Raw genomic sequence first — 18,919 nt, forward strand, 5'->3', positions numbered from 1 at the left:
TTATGGCACTTACAATTAACAAAAAAGCAATGCAGCCCGTTTATAGCCCATCGTTATTGACTAAAAGTTATCATTTAATCCAAGATTATTTGGCAATCAGTAAATTTAAAGTAGTGGCTATGCTGGTGTTAACGGCATGGGTGGGCTTAGCCCTCGCCCCTGACGTTGGCAGAGGTGTTGGGGTTCAGTTCATAAGTTTATTAGGGATTGGTTTACTCTCTGCGGCAGCTGCCGTTATCAATCATGTGGTTGATAGTGAAATTGATAGTAAAATGGCACGTACACGCCACCGCCCAGTCGCCAAAGGGCGCTTAAGTAAATTACACGCATTGAGTTTTGCTGCTGTTATTGGCGTGGCAGGGTTTATTATGTTGATGTTGTGGGCAAATACACTCACTGCCATACTTACATTATTTGCACTTGTAGGTTACGCATTTATTTATACGTCGTTTTTAAAACGCGCCACGCCACAAAATATAGTGATTGGTGGTTTGGCTGGCGCCATGCCTCCTTTACTTGGTTGGGTGTCTGAAACCAATCAAATGGCAGCCGCTCCTTGGTTGTTGGTTATGATTATATTCACATGGACTCCTCCGCACTTCTGGGCGTTAGCCATCGCGCGCAAAAGTGATTACGAACGCGCTAAAATCCCTATGTTACCTGTGACCCATGGAATCGAATTTTGTAAAACCTGTGTGCTCGCATACTCAGTGCTATTAGCCATTGTGTGCGTATTACCTTACTTGATAGGTATGTCGGGGCTTATTTATTTAAGCGGAGCATGTATTCTTAATATAATTTTTATATACAAAGCAATTAACTTAAAATTTGCCGCTAAAGAAGACACCGCAATGGATTTATTTCGTTTTTCGATTGTTCATTTAATGATACTCTTTGTTATCTTATTTATAGATAAATGGCTAGTTATATGAAGCAGTTATGGTGTGGGTTAATTGTTTTTTCGGTGCTTTTTTTATCGGCATGTGGTGATAAAAAAAGTTTACAGGATCTTGATGCATTAGTGTACGAAACAGCAAAACCGTTATCTGATTTTTCGTTGAATGATCAACAGGGGGAGTTAGTAACCAAACAGCAGTTTTTGGGTCAATGGAACTTAGTTTTTCTAGGCTACACAAGCTGCCCTGATATTTGTCCAATGACGCTTGCTAAGCTCAACAATGTCTATAAAAACTTACAAGCTAATTATCCCCTGCAGGTGTGGTTTATATCTGTTGATCCTAAACGAGATATTGCTCAAAGGCGTAAAGAGTACATAGATTATTTTAACCCTGACTTTTTAGCTGTATCTGGGGAGCATAAAGACCTATTTCCATTTGTACGTGAGTTGGGATTAATTTATGCAATTAGTGATAGTGATGAATCTGACTACGCGGTGGATCATAGTGCATCGGTTGCACTTGTTGATGGCAGTGGCGCACTAAGAGCTATTTTTAAGCCTGAATTTAAACAAGGAGATGTGCCTTTGGTTAATACTACAAAATTAACGGCAGAATTTATTGAAATTGCAGATTTTTACAAAAACTAGCTTTTAATGACTTAACGATTTTAGAGGGGCTTTGTGCCCCTTTTTACGTTTTTTAACAGCTAATTTTAATTAATTAGTTATTTTTTAGTCGTTTTTATGGCGTTTTCATTATCTCGGTCTAAGCTTTTGGTATGGATCGAGTTGATAAGGAAAAGCTTAAAAATGCTTAAACTACCAAATGAACTTTCAATTGTTCAAGTTGACGTTTTACATCAAGATTTATTAAGCGAACTTAATAACAGCCGAGATATTTGTCTGGATATTAGCGATGTTATGTCTGCTGATACCGCCTCGGTTCAACTTCTTTGTGCCCTACAAAAACACCTTCTTACTATTAATCAAAAAATTGCCTGGGTTGGCAGCAGTGACGCATTAAAAAATGTCATTGAACAACTCGGTTTAAGTGAATATTTAGCTTCAGAAAGTACTAACTAGAGGTTTATATGAAAAGAATTTTAGCTGTCGATGATTCTGCATCAATGCGCCAAATGGTGAGCTTTACGTTAAAAACAGCAGGGTTTGATGTTACCGAAGCCAAAGATGGCAGCGAGGCATTAGCCATTGCCAAGCAACAAGGTTTTGATGCAGTTATTTCTGATGTAAACATGCCAATTATGGATGGGATCACGCTTATTAGAGAGCTAAGAGGGCTACCAGATTACAAGTTTACACCGCTGCTTATGTTAACTACAGAGTCGGGGATGGATAAAAAAGTAGAAGGTAAAGCTGCAGGGGCAACAGGATGGATTGTAAAACCTTTTAATCCAGATCAGCTATTAGCCGTGCTAAAAAAAGTAATCCGTTAACTTAGGAGTGCACTGTGAGTATTGATTTAAGCCAGTTTTTTGAAGTGTTCTTTGAAGAGAGTTTTGAAGGCCTCGATATCATGGAGACTGAATTACTCAACTTAGTGCCAGGCGAAGAAGACTTAGAAACCATTAATACTATATTTAGAGCTGCTCATTCAATAAAAGGGGGCAGTGCTACTTTTGGATTTAACTCAATTGCAAATTTTACCCATGTATTAGAAACATTATTGGATCAAATTCGTGAAGGTGAGCGCAATATAACTAGCGAGCACATTAATTTATTACTTAAATCAGTGGATTGCTTAAGGGCTTTGCTAAGTTCGCTAAAGGTACAGGAAGAACCAGATTTAGCCCAAGCAGATACTTTACGAGAGCAGTTCGAGAAATTACTAGGTATGCCAGCTGGTGAAGAACAAGGTGAAGAAACACATCATGAACAGGTTATAGTTAATACTTACCAGATTGATTTTAAGCCACATTTTCATCTATTTAAAACCGGTAATGAACCTTTGTTTATGATCAGCGAATTAGCCGAGCTTGGTGAGTTAGAAGTACAGGTATTCACCGATGCCATACCTGATATTAAAGAATTATCCAGCGATGAGTGCTTTTTATATTGGCGGTTTTTCTTAAACACTGAGCGAGATGAGCAAGCCATTAAAGAGATTTTTGAATGGGTTGAAGATGATGCAGATATTAAAATTGAGCTATGCGGTGGCTTATTTAATGATGCTAAAGCCGGATCAGAAGAAGTAATTAACGAATCGGCTGTTGTGGAGGAAGCTCCCCAAATTGCTGAGCAACCCAAAGCAAATAAAGCAAAGGCAGTTGCCAATGCGCCCAGCGCAAAAGCTGCACCAGAATCAACCTCTATTCGAGTTGGTATCGATAAGGTTGACTCATTAATTAATATGGTGGGCGAGTTGGTTATTACCCAAGCAATGTTAAATCAGCTTAGCGAACAGGAAATGACAGCTACTGCAGTAACCTCGCTTCAAGAGGGATTAGCACAACTAGCGCATAATACTCGAGACTTACAAGAAAACGTGATGCGTATTCGTATGCTGCCAATTAATTTTGTGTTTAGTCGCTTTCCACGTTTGGTGCGTGATATTGCTCAAAAGCTCAATAAAGAGGTGGAGCTAAAGCTGATCGGAGAGCAAACCGAGTTAGATAAAACTGTGATGGAAAAAATATCTGATCCTATGGTGCATTTAGTAAGAAACTCACTGGATCATGGTATTGAAACTGTTGAAAAGCGTATTGCAGCAGGTAAAGATCCTGTGGGTAAGGTTACATTAAATGCTTTTCATCAGGGAGGAAATATCGTCATTGAAATTATGGACGATGGCCAAGGCCTTAACACCCAAAAGATTAAAGAAAAAGCGATTGCCAACGAACTTATTGCTAGCGATAGCGAGTTAACAGATGATGAAATTAACGAACTTATATTCATGCCAGGGTTTTCTACTGCTGATGAAGTAAGTGACTTATCTGGCCGGGGTGTGGGTATGGACGTGGTGAAACGCAATATCCAATCATTAAATGGCTCGGTAGAAGTGACATCCGCTGCTGGAATTGGTTCTACCTTTACTATTCGGCTGCCGCTTACTTTGGCTATTTTAGATGGGCAATTGGTTAAAGTAGCCAAGCATACTTACATTATTCCACTGATCTCGATTGTAGAATCGCTGCAAATTGATATTGCAAAAGTAAGCCGTGTTGGAAAAGACCTAGATGTCCTCAGATTACGTGATGAATACATTCCTATTCTGCGTTTATACGAGATTTTTAACCATCAAGATGCGATTGAATCATTAGATAAGACCTTATTGGTTGTGGTGGAAAACGACAATCAAAAAGTAGGAGTGCTCGTTGATGATTTACTTTCACAACAACAGGTGGTTATAAAAAGCTTAGAGGCTAATTACCACAAAGTGGACGGAGTTTCTGGGGCAACTATTTTAGGTGATGGTCGCGTTTCGTTAATTTTAGATATTAGCGGTTTGATTAAGCTTTCAGGGTTAAAAAAGCCTGGCAGCCAAGCATTGAGTATTGAGCCATCGGCTACTCTGGAGGATTCATGTTCTCTGAATCAATAGCATTAAATAGCAATATTGAGCTACAGCGCAAAGAGGGGATTAAGCAGTTTCTTACCTTTATTATGGCTGAAGAAGAATACGGAGTAGATATATTAACGGTGCAAGAAATCCGCAGCTGGGAAGACATAACCGCACTGCCAAATGCCCCTGAATACGTAAAAGGCGTTATTAATCTACGCGGCACGATAGTTCCCATTATTGATTTGAGGTTACGTTTTGGTTTACCCACAATTGCCTATGGGCCGTTAACAGTAGTGATTATTGTAAAAGTAGAGTTTGAACAAGAAAGTAAAGTAATGGGTATTACGGTAGATGCAGTGGCTGATGTTTATAGTATTGCAGAGCAAGATGCTAAAGCTGTGCCGAGTTTAACCCAAACCAATGAAAGTGAATATGTAGCAGGGTTAGTCAATGTAGGCGAAAAAATGGTCGCCCTAATTGATTTGCCAGCAACCATGGATATTTAGCGGTAACAGTAACTAAATAAAGTAAATAACTTAAAGGTGGTGATAAGCATGGGATGGTTTAGTAATTCAAAACAGTCTAAATCAAGCAATGATTTGATCATAAATGCATTGCATAAATCATTAGCAATAATTGAATTTGAGCCTAATGGAAGAATAATTACTGCCAATGTTAATTTTCTTCGTGTAATGGATTACTCACTTGCTGAAATTCAAGGTCAGCACCACTCTTTATTTGTTAGTCCTAGCGAAGCGGAAAGCGATGAGTACCATCAGTTTTGGCAGCGATTGAGCGCGGGTGAATTTATTTCAGATGAATTTAAGCGGTTTGGAAAAAATGGTAAAGAAGTATGGATACAAGCCACGTATAACCCTGTTATAGACTCTCAGGGGCAAGTAATTAAAGTGATTAAGTTTGCTACTGAGATCACTTTGCAAAAATTAAAGGCAGCCGAAGCAGCTGGACAAGTTGCAGCAATACATAAATCGCAAGCGGTAATCGAGTTTGACTTAGATGGCACAGTGATTAATGCCAACGAGAACTTTTTAGCCACGTTTGGCTACCAACTGAATGAAATACAGGGTAAGCACCACCGTTTATTTGTTGCACCTGAATATGCAAATAGTGCGGATTATCAAACTTTTTGGGCCAAACTGGGGAGAGGTGAATACGACCGAGGTGAGTATTTACGATTTGATAAACAAGGCCGTGAAATTTGGATTAATGCTTCTTATAATCCCATTTATGATATGGACGGAAAATTAATAAAAATCATAAAATACGCAACGGACATTAGCGAACAAAAAGAACTAGAAAAAACCTCTAAAAAAACTGCCGATTTAGCCAGCGCCTTAAAAGTATGCCAAGCCGGTGTAATGATAACTGATAATAATCTAAATATTATATTCATGAATGATTGCGTTAAAGTAATGTTTGAAGCACGTGCCAATGAGTTAAAAACGTCATTACCAAGCTTTTCGGTGGCAGAATTAATGGGGGCAAAAGTTAGCTATTTCCATAAAGATTTAGCGGATAAACAAGCATCATTAAAAAATCTAGATGAGCCTTATCAAATAACCCTAAAATTAGCTGGTCTTATTTTTGATCTCACTGCTTCTCCTTGGGTAAATCAAGACGGTATATGTTTAGGCACTATTATCGAGTGGCAAGATATTACTGATGAAGTATTTAAGGCCGATGCAGAGCGTGCCAGAGCACAGGAGAACTTACGTGTTCGCCGAGCGTTAGACACTGTAGCAACAAACACTATGATTGCAGATGCATCGAATGTGATTGTTTATATGAATGACGCGGTGAAAAATATGATGAGCAATGCTCAAAATGATATACGCATTGATTTACCTAACTTTGATAGCAAAAATCTACTGAATCAAAATATTGATATTTTTCATAAAAATCCAGCCCATCAGCAAAATATGTTGGCTAAGTTAACGGATACCTACAACACTGAAATTAAAGTGGGAGGCAGAACCTTTGGCTTAGTTGCTAACCCAATTATTACGCCAGACGATGAGCGAATTGGAACTGTAGTTGAATGGGAAGACAGAACAGCAGAAGTAGCCATAGAAAAAGAGGTTGCTCAGCTGGTCAGTGCCGCAAGTAAAGGAGAGTTAAATAGCCGTGTGGTTGAGCAAGGAAAGGATGGCTTTTTCCTACGTTTAGCTCAAGGTCTTAATAGTTTAGTTAAAGTGGTTGACGAAGCGGTAACTGATACTGGCAATATGCTTGATGCCATGGCTACTGGTGATTTATCTAAACGGATCGAAAAACAGTATCACGGCTCGTTTGAAAAACTGAAAACAGATGCAAATGCGACAGCAGATAAGCTAACTGAGGTTATTAATCGAATTAACACATCAGCCACTTTGGTGGCCAGTGGAGCAGAAGAGATTTCACAAGGTAATGCTGATCTAAGTCAGCGCACAGAGGAGCAAGCATCATCATTAGAGGAGACGGCTTCTAGTATGGAAGAGATGACCAGTACGGTTCGTCAAAATGCTGATAATGCCAAGGTGGCTAATGACTTAGCTGAAGAAACCTGTGATAAAGCAGTTCAAGGTGGCGAGGTTGTGAATAAGGCCGTAACCAGTATGTCTGCAATTAATGAATCGAGTAAAAAAATTGCTGACATCATAGGTGTAATAGACGAAATAGCATTCCAAACAAACCTACTAGCTCTCAATGCTGCTGTAGAAGCTGCAAGAGCAGGTGAGCAAGGCCGAGGTTTTGCGGTTGTTGCGGGTGAAGTGCGTAACTTAGCTCAGCGCTCAGCTGGTGCAGCTAAAGAAATTAAAGAGTTAATTAGAGATAGTGTTGGCAAAGTTGCTGATGGTAGTGCTCTTGTAAATGAATCAGGTGTGACGTTACAGGAGATTGTGGTGTCGGTGAAACGTGTGACACAAATGATAGCTGATATAACTCAGGCCTCTGAAGAGCAAAGTGCAGGGATTGAGCAAGTAAATAAAGCTGTATCGCAAATGGATGAAATGACTCAGCAAAATGCGGCATTGGTTGAAGAGGCATCGGCTGCAGGTGAATCTATGGCAGAGCAGGCTAATGAAATGCGCCGTTTACTGCACTTCTTTTCACTAGGGCAGCAAGATATGGCGGTTGTATCGCCCACCATTCGCACCCCTGAAATAACGCATAAGCAAGAAAATAGCTTTGTTAATAACAAAAGCAAAGGTGAAAACTTTGTAGACTCAGCTGAAGAGTGGGAGGAGTTTTAACCCTATTTTAGATGGTTCAAACAATGAGGTTAGTTTGAATCTATCTTTATATTTATTTGAGAGTGCATAATGAAAGAGTTTTTATTAACGGATAGCGATTTTAAGGAAGTGGCTCATTTAGTGTATAACGCTTGTGGTATTGTGCTTGGAGAGCATAAGCGTGAAATGGTTTACTCACGATTAGCAAGGCGAATTCGTGAGCGTAAATTAACAAACTTTTCTAGTTACCTAGATTACTTAAAAAATCATAAGGATCAGGAGTTTGATGCATTTATTAATGCCATTACTACCAATCTAACCTCTTTTTTTCGTGAAACTCATCACTTTGAGTTTATAAAAGAGCAGTTTATACCAACGCTGTTAAAAACAAATAAACAGACTAAGCGCGTTCGCATTTGGTCTGCTGGCTGCTCTACCGGTGAAGAGCCCTACAGTTTAGCTATGACGTTACAAGGGGCTTTTCCAAGTGATTGGGATGTGAAAATTTTAGCAACTGATCTTGATTCTAATGTATTAGCTAAAGCTCAGAGCGGTATTTATACTGCGGCAAATGTGAATGGATTGGATGATGCACTGCTCAAGCGCTGGTTTTTAACTAGCAAAGACGGTCAAAGTTATAAAGTGAAACCCAAGCTACAGCAATGTATTTCATTTAAGCGTTTAAACTTACTCCAAGATTGGCCTATGAAGGGTCCATTTGATTTGATCTTGTGCAGAAATGTAGTGATTTACTTTGATAAAGAGACAAAGGATCAGCTTTTTAACCGTTATGCCGATATTTTAAATAACCAAGGTTATTTATTTTTAGGGCATTCAGAAACCATGGGAAAAGAGCATGTCTTATTTAAAAACTTAGGGAAAACCATGTATCAAAAAGTAGCCCATGCAAACACAATTTAAGCCAGTATTAGCGGGATTTGAGCATATTAAACGTTATTGGGATGCCACGCGAGATCAAGTGGTCGCTAAGGTATTGCCTGGTGAATTTTATGTTTCTAAAAACGATGAGCTGATCACTACCGTGCTCGGATCGTGCATTGCTGCTTGTGTTTACGACGATAAGCTAGGCATAGGCGGGATCAATCACTTTATGCTACCTATTCAAAAAGGTGAACGAATTGACCAAGCGCATAGTTTAAATTGTCGTTATGGTAACTGGGCTATGGAATATTTAATTAATGAAGTGCTTAAAAATGGCGCATCTCGGGCAAACTTAAAAGTAAAACTGTTTGGGGGAGGCAAAATAATTAGCGCAATGACAGATATTGGTATTGGCAATATCAGTTTTGCCAATGCATATATAGCAGAAGAAGCGCTAAACTTAGTGGCGCATGATATGGGCGGACCTTGGCCGCGCAAAATATTTTTTAATCCTCATAATGGAAAAGTACAGGTTAAAAAGCTAAGAAATTTACATAATAACACTATTGAAAAACGTGAAGTGCGTTACTTACATAATCTTGAACAGCAAACTAAAGCCACGGATATAGAACTGTTTTAAGGATGGCTATGATTAGAGTATTAATAATTGATGACTCGGCACTGATCAGGCAATTACTGACAGAGATACTGCAACAGGCAAAAGACATTGTGGTAGTGGGCTGTGCACAAGACCCATACGAAGCCAGAGAGATGATCAAAAAGCATAATCCGGATGTACTAACACTGGATGTTGAAATGCCAAAAATGGACGGCATTAGCTTTTTAAAAAACTTAATGCGCTTAAGGCCTATGCCCGTAGTAATGATTTCCACTCTTACTCAAAAAGGCTCACCTATCACCCTTGAAGCGCTTGAACTGGGGGCGGTTGATTTTATTGCAAAGCCAGTAGTTAATGTTAAACAACAAATGAGCCAATATGCTGATATTGTTCAGCAAAAAGTAAGAGTAGCGGCCAGTGCGCGAGTTCGAGGCCACAAAAAAAATAGTACTGTAGCAGAGCCTATCCCCACTAATGCCGAATTTTTAGTAAATAAAGTGATAGCGATTGGTGCGTCAACAGGGGGAACCGAGGCGATAAAAGAAGTGCTTATACGTATGCCCAAAAATTGTCCTCCAATTGTAATTACTCAGCATATTCCTCCCGTATTCAGCACCTCATTTGCAGAGCGGATGCAGCGTACTTGTACTATTAACGTAAAAGAAGCCCAGCAAGGTGATAAATTGCTAGCAGGTTGCGCTTATATAGCCCCAGGTGGGCTTCATTTACGAATTAATAAACAAGGTAGTGCTTTGTATTGTCAGCTTGATGATGGAGAAGCTGTTAATAGACATAAACCCGCGGTGGATGTTTTATTTGACTCATTACTGGAAATTGGTGCAAAACATATTGTTGCCACACTATTAACCGGTATGGGAAGTGATGGTGCAAAGGGATTACTCGCATTAAAGCAACAAGGAGCATACACGCTTGCGCAAGATGAGTTTTCGTCAGTGGTATGGGGTATGCCTAAAGCTGCTATTGATATGGGGGCAGCAAATGAAGTGGTACCGCTGGAGAAAATGACCCAGCGGTTATTAAATCAAGTTATAAAAAAGTAAAGCTTAGTTGATCACCCAAGGCTGCGAAAACCAATAATAACTGCCAGCTTGTTTTATTGACGGAGCGGTACAATTAAAGCGTGAGCGGCCTTTATTAAGCTGCTTTGGCGATGTTACCTCAACTGTATTATCGTCTAACCAATCTAAATTAGCTTGACCAACGCTTGATACATAACAGGCAAATTGACTCTTATGAAAGTCGTCTGTCTTAAGTTTTATAGTGAGTGATGGTGGATTTTGTGAAGTTACACTATCTTCATAGGTTAGCTTATTAATAGTAAAGGCAGTCGAATTTATCTTGGTAATTAACGTCTCTAGCTTGCTATAAAAACCAGAGGCAGGGAAGCGCGGTAAGCGGCTAAAGTCAGAGTGTTGATTAACGGCTCCTGAGTGTTGGCCAATACCAATAAAACCTAATTCAGTGACGAGTGCTTGCAGTTGATTGTTAAACTCTCCGTATGGATAGGCAAGATATTTATAATCGTGACCTATTTCCTCTTTGATGCGCTGTTGAGAACTAAGAATGTCTTTTTTAGTGCGTTCGCGCCATTGGCTAGGCGTTTCATTCTTGCGCTTTTTATGTAGGTAGTTATGCTCGGCACTATGATTAGCAATAAGCGCTCCTTTTTTAGCAAGTTCTCTGAGCTTATCCCACCCCATAATGTAACCCGCCTGTTCATCAATGAGTTTTGGGTTTACAAAAATAGTGTACGGATAGCCAAACTTCTCTAGGATAGGGGCAGCTTGGTCGTAATTATTGTTGTAACCATCATCAAAGGTAATCGCGATTGTTTTGTTCTCTAAAGCCTTACCTTGTTGTAATGCACTAATCAGCTCATTTAATGGAATAACGTTAAAGTTATGCTCTTTTAAATAATTTAAGTGTTTAGTAAAAGTATTGGCACTCACGCTGGTGACAGCGGGAAGGGTTTCACTGACGTGATGATACTGTAGAATAACAGCTGCTTGCGCGCGCAAAGAACCACAAATCAGGAATAATAATACTAAATGAAACAATTTCTTATACATAATAAAGCACACCATAAAAGCTTGTTGTTGTTAGCCGGTCCGATGATATTATCAAATATTACCGTCCCGTTGTTAGGAATTGTTGATACGGCTGTGATTGGTCATTTGGGGAGCGCGCATTATTTAGCCGGTATTGCTTTGGGTTCAACTGTGATCTCTATTTTATTTTGGCTCGCTGGATTTTTAAGAATGAGTACCACTGGGCTGGTGGCGCAGGCTTATGGTCAAAATGATTTAACTCAGCTGGCAGCCTTACTCAAACGCAGTTTGTTATTGGCCAGTAGCGTAGCTTTAATTCTGATTTTATTATCCCCCCTTATAAAACACTCTATTGCCTATTTATCTGCTGCCAATAGTGATGTGCTCAATGAAGCCTATCGCTATTTTAGTATTCGTATTTTTAGCGCCCCTGCAGCGCTATGTAATTTAGTTTTACTAGGCTGGATGTTGGGCGTGCATTATGGACGAGGGCCATTTTATTTACTGTTAGTCACTAACATTACTAATATTGTGCTCGATATTTATTTTGTAATGTACCTTGATTGGGCGGTTGCTGGGGCTGCGTGGGCATCACTTATCGCTGACTATATTGCACTTGTGTTTGCTTTATTGCTAGTGGCTCAACTTGCTAAAAAGCATGGTATGAGTTTGGCTGTAGCAAATTGGTTTAGTGTGGAAAAAATGGCAGGACTTCTGAGCTTAAACCGCGATATTTTTATTCGTTCTTTAGTGCTGCAGTTATGCTTTAGCTTTATGACCTTTTATGCTGCTCGCCTAGGTGAAACCACACTGGCCGCCAATGCCGTCCTACTCAATTTTTTAATGTTAGTTAGCTTTGCACTTGATGGAATTGCCTATGCAAGTGAGGCCAAAGTAGGTCAAGCTAAAGGTCAACAAAGTGTCGAGAAGATAAGGCTATGGGTAAAAATCAGTGTATTTTGGGGCATGTTATTTGGCATTTTATATAGTGTGTTTTTTATAGTATTTGGCAGTAGTATTATTAAGCTATTAACGAATGTACCAGAGGTTATTGACGAGGCCATTCACTACTTACCTTGGGTAATAGTATTGCCTATTTTAGCTATGAGCTGTTTTTTGTTCGATGGTATTTTTGTTGGTCTGACCCGCGCTAAAGCGATGCGAAACAGTATGTTGCTTTCAGCGATTGTAGGTTTTTTTGGGGTGTTTTGGCTATTTCAGGATTGGCAAAATAATGGGTTATGGTTAGCTATGAGTTGTTTTATGCTTATGCGAGGCGTTACGCTTATCGTTAAATATCAACAATTAAAAGCTAACAATCAATTACTTAAATAAGCGAATTGATATAAACCGTTACTTCCAAAGGTCGGGGTCGTTATTTTTGGAAGGGATATTTTTTAATACTTGAGAAAAGCGGTTAGCAAAAATACCCGCATAGCCCCAAAAAGCAAAAAATAAAGCGGGGGCTAAAATAACCAAGCCGATAACTTGCAAACTGTAATGGCTGTAATAGCCCACAGCGATAAATATCACGGCTAGCACAAACAGTGCTAGCCCGCGAAAAAAGCGCTTTAAACTCAACTTAGGGTCGCTCCCTAAGCGGTAAATAAGTGGCTTTAGCATAATGAATTAATGCTTAGTAGTAAGAATGCTCGCCTGCTTCATGATCGGTAATGTCAGACACACCGGTGATTTCATCAAACTTAGCAATCATTTCTTTTTCAATGCCTTCTTTTAGTGTGACATCGATCATAGAACACCCATTACAACCACCACCAAACTGAAGTACAGCAACACCAGCTGCAGTGATCTCTACCAAGCTAACTTGGCCGCCATGGTTGGCAAGTTGTGGGTTTACTTCAGTTTCTAGCATGTGCTGCACACGCTCATTCAAGCTGGCATCTTCACCTAGTTTACGTGCTTTAGCATTAGGTGCTTTAAGAGTTAACTGTGTGCCCATTTTGTCGGTAACAAAATCAATTTCAGCTTCGGCTAAAAAAGGCGCGCTTTCAGCATCAACAACCGCATCAAAGCCGTTAAAATTTAGGCGAATATCGCTCTCTTCTACCGCGTCTTCTGGACAATAAGAAACACCACATTCAGCTTGTGATGTACCAGGGTTAACAACAAACACACGAATATTCGTTTGTTGAGATTGATCTGCTAATAGCTTAGCAAAATGCGCTTGCGCTGTTTCGGAAATAGAAATCATAATACCGTCTATACTTGACTAAATTACTCGGATACTGCATATCATACTCCGCTCATCGTGTTGCGGCTAGTGTTGAGCGTAAAAAGTTGGCATCTATTTTAAGCAATGGTAGCGTGCAATTAACAAACATTTTTAGAGTGATTTATATGCGCTTCATATTAACAATAGTGGTGGTGCTAGCCAGTTTTTCAAGTATGGCAAAGCCCCTGTCTTATTATTTTGAGAAACAGGTTGAATTCGATTCTACCATACCAACACCTCAAGAGGTGTTGGGTTATCAAGTGGGTGAGTGGCATGTGAGACATGACCAACTTGTTCGCTACATGGAAATTTTAGCTCAAAAAAGCGATCGAATTAATTTTGAAGTAATAGGTCGTACTCATGAGCAGCGCCCGTTAGTTATGCTAACGATTACTGCGGCTAACAAATTAAAAAATATAGAAAAAACTCGCCAAGCGCACTTAGCTCGCCTAAACAATTCAAACAATAAGACAGCGGAGCAGCCAAGTGTTGTATGGATGGGTTACAGTGTTCATGGGAATGAATCATCAGGTAGTAATGCAGCTTTACTGGTCGCTTATTATTTAGCGGCAGCGCAAGGGAATGAAATAAATGAGCTACTTAACAACACGGTTATTTTACTCGACCCGTCACTTAACCCCGATGGACTAGCACGTTTTGCAAATTGGGCTAATAGTAATCGTGGAATGAACTTATCGTCAGATCCGCAAACCCGAGAGCATGTAGAGAGCTGGCCAAGCAGCCGAACAAACCATTATTGGTTTGATTTAAACCGTGATTGGTTGCTGTTACAGCACCCAGAGTCGCGCGCAAGGATTGCTAAGTTTCATTATTGGAAGCCTAATATTTTAACTGACTTTCATGAAATGGGGCCAAATAGTAGCTACTTTTTTCAACCGGGTATCCCAAGTCGTAAACACCCAATTACCCCTGAAGAAAATGTAAGTCTAACCAAAGCGATTGCAAATTATCACGCTAAAACATTAGATGAAAACAACGCGTTATACTTCACCGAAGAAAGCTTTGATGACTTTTATTATGGTAAAGGCTCTACCTACCCCGATGTAAATGGTGGTGTGGGTATTTTATTTGAACAAGCAAGTTCTCGTGGCCATATTCAAGAAACGATTAATGGCACGCTAACTTTTGCGTTTACGATTAAAAACCAACTGTTAACGAGCTTATCAACGTTTAAAGCGGCAATTGATAACCGCCAAGCTTTGCTAGAGTACCAAGCTAACTTTTATAACAAAGCAGTTGAGCTTGCCAAAGATGAAGACTATCAAGGCTATATTGTTCAAGCAGATGAAGATCATACCCGTACTAACGATTTTTTAAGCATACTTAAACAACATCAAATTAATGCCTACCCAGTGAAAGAAGGGCTAAAAGCTGAGGGAAAAAACTTTACCGCTAATAGTTATTTTGTGCCGCTTGCGCAACCACAATATCGATTAGTTAAAGCTATTTTTAGTGAGCAACAAAACTTTGCCGATAACACCTTTTACGATGTGTCGGGTTGGACATTGGCGCATGCGTTTAATTTACCATTTGCTAAAGTAAACAGCCGCTGGGGATTAGAGGTAGAAAAAACAGCTTGGCAAAAACCAAAGCAGCCAGAGTTAGCGTCACTGACTAACAATTACGCCTATGGATTTGCATGGAATGACATGCAAGCCCCAAAAATGCTCAATAGTCTGTTACAGCAAGGCATTAAAGCTCGTGTTGCATTAAAACCATTAACAGCAGTATCAACCAATGCAGAAGTAAACTTTGACGCAGGTAGTATTATTATTCCAGCAGGACTTCAAACTGACACCAACTGGGTGACAAAGTTAAACCAAGCACAAAGCCAGTTTGGGATTGAAGTTAAACCAATTACTACCGGTTTAACTAGTAAAGGTGCTGATTTAGGGTCTCGCTCTATGGCTGTGGTTTCTGCACCTAAGGTGTTATTGGTTGGTGGTAAAGGCGTGAGCCAATATGAAGCGGGTGAAGTGTGGTACTACCTAGACCGTTTTGTGGGTGTAGCGCCAACCATTGTTGAAATGGAGCGTTTAGCGTCTTTAGAGCTCAGTAATTACAGCCATATTGTGTTGCCACATGGTAATTATTCTACTTTATCTGATTCCGATAAAGTTGCTATAAAAAGCTGGGTAAGGAAAGGTGGTGTTATTTGGGGGCACAAAGGCGGAGCTAAGTTTTTAGCCGATCAACAGCTATTAAAAGCAAGCTACTTATCGCGTAGAGATGTGGCTAGTGCATTTGATACTCAAGGTTTAAAGTATGCAGACAAAGACCACCTAGCAGGTCGTCAGCGTATTGCAGGTGCGATATTTAATACCAAGGTAGATACAACTCACCCACTAATGTTTTCATTTAAGCGTGACACACTACCCGTATTTAAAAATAGTACTTGGCTACTTGAAGCCTCGCAAGCACCATTTGTAAATATACTTACCTACACACAGCAGCCGCTACTTGCTGGTTTTACTGATGCAATAAATGTAGAGCAAGTGGCTGGTGGGGCAGCGTTAATGGCACACTCTTATGGTCGAGGTAGTGTTATTGCGATGACAGATAACCCTGTATTTAGAGGGTACTGGTATGGTACCAGCCGATTATTAAGTAATGCTTTATTTTTTGGTCACACCTTTCGCGTGAGTGGAAACTAACACGCCCTAAAGTGGCGTTAAGCACGTGGTAAATGCCCATACGTGTTTAGCGCCGGCTTCTTTTAACGATAAGGTGGCTGCATTAAGAGTTGCTCCTGTAGTCATAATATCATCGATAATTACTACCGTTTTTCCCTCTAAATTAATTTTGCATGAAAAAGCCTGTTGTAAATTTTTAACTCTTTTAGCTTTGCTTAATTGTGATTGTGCCGAGGTGTATTTATGGCGAAGTAACGCATTATTTAATACTTTATTTGACCCTAAGCAGGGCTGCCATACTTGGGTTACCTGATTAAACCCACGCGTTAAAAAGCGCGCTTTATGTAAAGGTAAAATAATAAATGCATCAACAGCTACAGGGTGTTTAGTCATAAAAACCCTAAGTTGTTTTTTTATGACTTGCTGTAGTGCTTTTTTATAATGGATTTGATTATTAAATTTAAGCTGCTTTAACCATAAATCAAAAGGGGGCTGGTAAAAAGCACAGGCGAACAGCTTTTCAAAGTTGCAGTTAGGAAACATTTCTACAATATCAGGGCGGTAAAATAAATTGTCATGCTCGGCCAAATCTAGCAATGGCAAGTCATCTAAACAAAATTGACACAGTCCCATTGAGCTATGAATCTGACTTTGACATAACACACAGTAAGAGGGGAATAGCCAATCACTTAGGCTGAGTTTCATTCGCTGATGATCCTCATTACAAACTCCTTTTAAAGCGCTATCATAGAACTCAAGTTTGGTTAAGGTTAGGCAAATATGCAAAATGAATGTGTGTTGTTACATGGTTGGGGAATGAGCCAAGGTGTGTGGCAGTTAATAAAACCAGAATTAGAGTTTTTATATTCAGGTAAAGTGCGCTGTTTGGATTTACCCGGTTATGGTGATAATAACGCCTCTTTAAGCCCATATACATTACACGATGCTGCAAAGCAGGTGAGTGAGCAGTTAAAGCCACAGTCGTTACTAATGGGGTGGTCTTTAGGTGGGTTGTTTGCTATTTATATTGCCAAACATTGGCCAGAAAAAGTATCAAAAGTCATTTTAGTTGCCTCAACGCCCTTTTTTGCAGAGCAATTACCATGGGCCGGCATTAAGCCGAAAGTATTAACACAGTTCAAAGAGCAGTTGTTGCAAGAGCGTTCAAAAACGATAGAGCGCTTTTTAGCAATTCAGGCAATGGGCAGTGAGTCGGCTCGCGATGATGTAAAACAGTTAAAGCAGTTATTGAGTCAGTCACCGCCTCCGAATAACGAGGCTTTAAGTGCTGGGCTAGACATATTGCAAAATGAAGATTTACGCGAATTATTTGCTCAATGCCCAGTGACTATTCGCGGCATTTTTGGACGCTTAGACTCTCTCGTTCCTTATCGGGCCATTGAGAAAATGGTGGTACTTAATGCTGACTTTGAGTACGAAGTGATAGACAAAGCATCACATGCGCCTTTTATTTCTCATAAAAGTGAATTTTTATCTGCCGTTAAATCAATGCTTTGAAGCAAAGCCATGATTACTGCGGTTTAAAGCTTTATTTTGCGTGATTTTTGAGCGATAATTAAACAATATTTATTTGCTGGAGGTTTATTATTATGCCAATAGGATCTGTATTCAATAGTGGTGTTGAAGGGTTTAATAGAGCCAGCCAAGGAATTGAAAAAGCCAGCGCTGAGATTAATCGTGCCAGCATAGAGCAGCAAGACGACTCTCAACTAGCGCAGCAACGTCAATTAACGGCCGCTCGCCCTGAAGAAGCAGTCACCGCGCCAGTATCTCAACCTGCACGAATTGATGATGCGTTAGTAAACTTAAAAGTTGAAGAGTTTAATGCTAAGGCAAATACGCAATCTATCCAAACTGCAGATGACGTATTAGGCACTTTAGTTGATATTAAAGTGTAATTTCTCATGAATATCGTCACGCCGTTTCCGTCTATTAATATAAACACCGCAAATGTTTATACGGAGACTGCTCGGCGTGACAACCAGCTACGTGAAGTCATTCCCCCAGCCGCTGCGAACACCGCTGGTAGCACCGAAAACAAAGCTCAAAGTGATGCAGAAAAAGCCAAACTGCCAGGAAATAGCGACAGCTCAACCTACAATGCGAGTGGCAAAATTGCAGACGATAAAACGATTGCGCAACGCGAAGGCAATGCAGATAGCGATCAAGATAATGCCGAGCAAGAAAAACAACAAGCTGCAGAAGAAGTTAGTGAGCAAGAAGAACTGCAACTTGAGCAAGAATTACAGCAAATTAAAGAACTCAAAGCGCGCGACACTGAAGTACGAACACATGAGCAAGCGCATGCCGCTGTGGGTGGACAATATGCGGGCTCTCCTAGCTACGAATATCAAAGAGGGCCCGATGGTACTAACTATGCGGTAGGTGGTGAAGTACCGATAGATGTTGGGGTTATCAATGGCGACCCTCAAGCAACTATTGATAAAATGCAAACGGTACGTGCTGCAGCACTCGCGCCGGCTGAGCCTTCAGGTGCCGATAGGGCAATTGCGGCAGATGCCACTCAAAAGATAGCCGCAGCACAAGCTGAGTTAGCTTCAGCTGATGACGAAGATAGCAGCGAAGATAAAAGCAGAGTCAGTGCGTCGTTTTCTAACAGTGAAAGTTCAGAAGTAAAAACTGCTAAAAGCGAAGAGCAATCGCGTGATGTTGAAGTAGAAGCGCGTGCTGGGCGCATTGCTAGTTTTTATCAACTGGCCACATCACCTGCGACTCAAAGCCAATTCTCAGCACAAATTTAAACTAAACCTTATATTTAATAGCCATAAA

19 protein-coding genes are annotated in these 18,919 nt (G+C 40.1%); 15 read left to right on the forward strand and 4 right to left on the reverse strand.

Annotated elements, in window-relative coordinates; all coding sequences use genetic code 11:
* The first annotated feature begins 2 nt into the window (after positions 1-2).
* From cyoE to P3J6_RS02955, 10 genes are all read left to right on the forward strand, one after another.
* A complete protein-coding gene (cyoE, locus tag P3J6_RS02910; protein WP_198522192.1) occupies positions 3-932 on the forward strand; it encodes a heme o synthase in 930 nt (309 codons plus the stop codon).
* The gene (locus tag P3J6_RS02915) at positions 929-1,546 is read left to right on the forward strand and encodes an SCO family protein (RefSeq protein ID WP_178956739.1); all 618 of its coding nucleotides are present in this window, start codon (positions 929-931) and stop codon (positions 1,544-1,546) included. The genes cyoE and P3J6_RS02915 overlap by 4 nt, the downstream gene beginning before the upstream one ends.
* Positions 1,547-1,708: 162 nt before the next feature.
* Complete coding sequence (locus P3J6_RS02920) at positions 1,709-1,981, forward strand: STAS domain-containing protein (RefSeq protein ID WP_138608351.1); 273 nt, start codon at positions 1,709-1,711, stop codon at positions 1,979-1,981.
* Positions 1,982-1,989: 8 nt separating this feature from the next.
* Positions 1,990-2,352, forward strand: coding sequence for a response regulator (locus P3J6_RS02925; RefSeq protein WP_008115349.1), 363 nt, complete (start codon positions 1,990-1,992; stop codon positions 2,350-2,352).
* Positions 2,353-2,366: 14 nt separating this feature from the next.
* A complete protein-coding gene (locus P3J6_RS02930) occupies positions 2,367-4,457 on the forward strand; it encodes a chemotaxis protein CheA (RefSeq protein ID WP_198522193.1) in 2,091 nt (696 codons plus the stop codon).
* Complete coding sequence (locus P3J6_RS02935; RefSeq protein ID WP_198522194.1) at positions 4,439-4,924, forward strand: chemotaxis protein CheW; 486 nt, start codon at positions 4,439-4,441, stop codon at positions 4,922-4,924. Before P3J6_RS02930 ends, P3J6_RS02935 begins: the two co-directional genes overlap by 19 nt.
* A 48-nt stretch (positions 4,925-4,972) precedes the next feature.
* Positions 4,973-7,672 (forward strand): methyl-accepting chemotaxis protein, encoded by a 2,700-nt coding sequence (locus tag P3J6_RS02940; RefSeq protein WP_198522195.1) that lies wholly within the window; start codon positions 4,973-4,975, stop codon positions 7,670-7,672.
* Positions 7,673-7,741: 69 nt separating this feature from the next.
* The gene (locus P3J6_RS02945) at positions 7,742-8,572 is read left to right on the forward strand and encodes a CheR family methyltransferase (protein ID WP_198522196.1); all 831 of its coding nucleotides are present in this window, start codon (positions 7,742-7,744) and stop codon (positions 8,570-8,572) included.
* Positions 8,556-9,173, forward strand: coding sequence for a chemoreceptor glutamine deamidase CheD (gene cheD, locus P3J6_RS02950; RefSeq protein WP_138608343.1), 618 nt, complete (start codon positions 8,556-8,558; stop codon positions 9,171-9,173). Before P3J6_RS02945 ends, cheD begins: the two co-directional genes overlap by 17 nt.
* An 8-nt stretch (positions 9,174-9,181) precedes the next feature.
* The gene (locus P3J6_RS02955; RefSeq protein WP_138608340.1) at positions 9,182-10,213 is read left to right on the forward strand and encodes a protein-glutamate methylesterase/protein-glutamine glutaminase; all 1,032 of its coding nucleotides are present in this window, start codon (positions 9,182-9,184) and stop codon (positions 10,211-10,213) included.
* 3 nt (positions 10,214-10,216) lie between these two features.
* Here the strand turns inward: P3J6_RS02955 and P3J6_RS02960 are convergent, their stop codons facing one another.
* Positions 10,217-11,242, reverse strand: coding sequence for a polysaccharide deacetylase family protein (locus P3J6_RS02960; RefSeq protein ID WP_198522197.1), 1,026 nt, complete (start codon positions 11,240-11,242; stop codon positions 10,217-10,219).
* On the opposite strand from P3J6_RS02960, the gene P3J6_RS02965 reads away from it, so the two are divergent.
* Entirely contained in the window at positions 11,222-12,556 is a 1,335-nt protein-coding gene (locus P3J6_RS02965) for an MATE family efflux transporter (RefSeq protein WP_232735462.1), read from the forward strand. The genes P3J6_RS02960 and P3J6_RS02965 overlap by 21 nt on opposite strands.
* A gap of 18 nt (positions 12,557-12,574) precedes the next feature.
* Here P3J6_RS02965 and P3J6_RS02970 read toward each other — a convergent pair whose 3' ends face one another.
* Both P3J6_RS02970 and nfuA read right to left on the reverse strand, forming a co-directional pair.
* Positions 12,575-12,844 carry a hypothetical protein gene (locus P3J6_RS02970; RefSeq protein WP_008465571.1) on the reverse strand — a complete coding sequence of 90 codons (270 nt, stop codon included), beginning with the start codon at positions 12,842-12,844 and terminating at the stop codon, positions 12,575-12,577.
* A gap of 13 nt (positions 12,845-12,857) precedes the next feature.
* The gene (gene nfuA / locus P3J6_RS02975; protein ID WP_008465569.1) at positions 12,858-13,433 is read right to left on the reverse strand and encodes a Fe-S biogenesis protein NfuA; all 576 of its coding nucleotides are present in this window, start codon (positions 13,431-13,433) and stop codon (positions 12,858-12,860) included.
* Positions 13,434-13,579: 146 nt separating this feature from the next.
* Between nfuA and P3J6_RS02980 the strand changes: the two genes are divergently transcribed.
* The gene (locus P3J6_RS02980) at positions 13,580-16,129 is read left to right on the forward strand and encodes a M14 metallopeptidase family protein (RefSeq protein ID WP_198522198.1); all 2,550 of its coding nucleotides are present in this window, start codon (positions 13,580-13,582) and stop codon (positions 16,127-16,129) included.
* 6 nt (positions 16,130-16,135) lie between these two features.
* Here P3J6_RS02980 and P3J6_RS02985 read toward each other — a convergent pair whose 3' ends face one another.
* Positions 16,136-16,813: a ComF family protein gene (locus tag P3J6_RS02985; protein WP_198522199.1), complete on the reverse strand. Its 678-nt coding sequence runs from the start codon at positions 16,811-16,813 to the stop codon at positions 16,136-16,138.
* Between the two features lie 75 nt (positions 16,814-16,888).
* Between P3J6_RS02985 and bioH the strand changes: the two genes are divergently transcribed.
* The 3 genes from bioH to P3J6_RS03000 all read left to right on the forward strand — a co-directional run bounded on the left by bioH (position 16,889) and on the right by P3J6_RS03000 (position 18,891).
* Positions 16,889-17,626: a pimeloyl-ACP methyl ester esterase BioH gene (bioH, locus tag P3J6_RS02990; RefSeq protein WP_198522200.1), complete on the forward strand. Its 738-nt coding sequence runs from the start codon at positions 16,889-16,891 to the stop codon at positions 17,624-17,626.
* A gap of 92 nt (positions 17,627-17,718) precedes the next feature.
* The gene (locus P3J6_RS02995) at positions 17,719-18,027 is read left to right on the forward strand and encodes a hypothetical protein (RefSeq protein WP_008112879.1); all 309 of its coding nucleotides are present in this window, start codon (positions 17,719-17,721) and stop codon (positions 18,025-18,027) included.
* A 6-nt stretch (positions 18,028-18,033) separates the two neighbouring features.
* Positions 18,034-18,891, forward strand: a complete 858-nt coding sequence (locus tag P3J6_RS03000; RefSeq protein ID WP_010392423.1) for a putative metalloprotease CJM1_0395 family protein — start codon at positions 18,034-18,036, stop codon at positions 18,889-18,891.
* The last annotated feature ends 28 nt before the right edge of the window (positions 18,892-18,919 follow it).

Origin of the sequence: Pseudoalteromonas sp. 3J6, assembly GCF_903995135.1 — a bacterium.
In the GTDB taxonomy this organism is placed as follows: domain Bacteria; phylum Pseudomonadota; class Gammaproteobacteria; order Enterobacterales; family Alteromonadaceae; genus Pseudoalteromonas.

Excerpts from the sequence above, each read along its gene's own strand:
- cyoE (WP_198522192.1), top strand. The coding sequence starts at position 3 with ATGGCACTTACAATTAACAAAAAAGCAATGCAGCCCGTTTATAGCCCA.
- P3J6_RS02915 (WP_178956739.1), top strand. The coding sequence starts at position 929 with ATGAAGCAGTTATGGTGTGGGTTAATTGTTTTTTCGGTGCTTTTTTTA.
- P3J6_RS02920 (WP_138608351.1), top strand. The coding sequence starts at position 1,709 with ATGCTTAAACTACCAAATGAACTTTCAATTGTTCAAGTTGACGTTTTA.
- P3J6_RS02925 (WP_008115349.1), top strand. The coding sequence starts at position 1,990 with ATGAAAAGAATTTTAGCTGTCGATGATTCTGCATCAATGCGCCAAATG.
- P3J6_RS02935 (WP_198522194.1), top strand. The coding sequence starts at position 4,439 with ATGTTCTCTGAATCAATAGCATTAAATAGCAATATTGAGCTACAGCGC.
- P3J6_RS02940 (WP_198522195.1), top strand. The coding sequence starts at position 4,973 with ATGGGATGGTTTAGTAATTCAAAACAGTCTAAATCAAGCAATGATTTG.
- P3J6_RS02945 (WP_198522196.1), top strand. The coding sequence starts at position 7,742 with ATGAAAGAGTTTTTATTAACGGATAGCGATTTTAAGGAAGTGGCTCAT.
- cheD (WP_138608343.1), top strand. The coding sequence starts at position 8,556 with ATGCAAACACAATTTAAGCCAGTATTAGCGGGATTTGAGCATATTAAA.
- P3J6_RS02955 (WP_138608340.1), top strand. The coding sequence starts at position 9,182 with ATGATTAGAGTATTAATAATTGATGACTCGGCACTGATCAGGCAATTA.
- P3J6_RS02965 (WP_232735462.1), top strand. The coding sequence starts at position 11,222 with ATGAAACAATTTCTTATACATAATAAAGCACACCATAAAAGCTTGTTG.
- P3J6_RS02960 (WP_198522197.1), bottom strand. The coding sequence starts at position 11,242 with ATGTATAAGAAATTGTTTCATTTAGTATTATTATTCCTGATTTGTGGT.
- P3J6_RS02970 (WP_008465571.1), bottom strand. The coding sequence starts at position 12,844 with ATGCTAAAGCCACTTATTTACCGCTTAGGGAGCGACCCTAAGTTGAGT.
- nfuA (WP_008465569.1), bottom strand. The coding sequence starts at position 13,433 with ATGATTTCTATTTCCGAAACAGCGCAAGCGCATTTTGCTAAGCTATTA.
- P3J6_RS02980 (WP_198522198.1), top strand. The coding sequence starts at position 13,580 with ATGCGCTTCATATTAACAATAGTGGTGGTGCTAGCCAGTTTTTCAAGT.
- P3J6_RS02985 (WP_198522199.1), bottom strand. The coding sequence starts at position 16,813 with ATGAAACTCAGCCTAAGTGATTGGCTATTCCCCTCTTACTGTGTGTTA.
- bioH (WP_198522200.1), top strand. The coding sequence starts at position 16,889 with ATGCAAAATGAATGTGTGTTGTTACATGGTTGGGGAATGAGCCAAGGT.
- P3J6_RS02995 (WP_008112879.1), top strand. The coding sequence starts at position 17,719 with ATGCCAATAGGATCTGTATTCAATAGTGGTGTTGAAGGGTTTAATAGA.
- P3J6_RS03000 (WP_010392423.1), top strand. The coding sequence starts at position 18,034 with ATGAATATCGTCACGCCGTTTCCGTCTATTAATATAAACACCGCAAAT.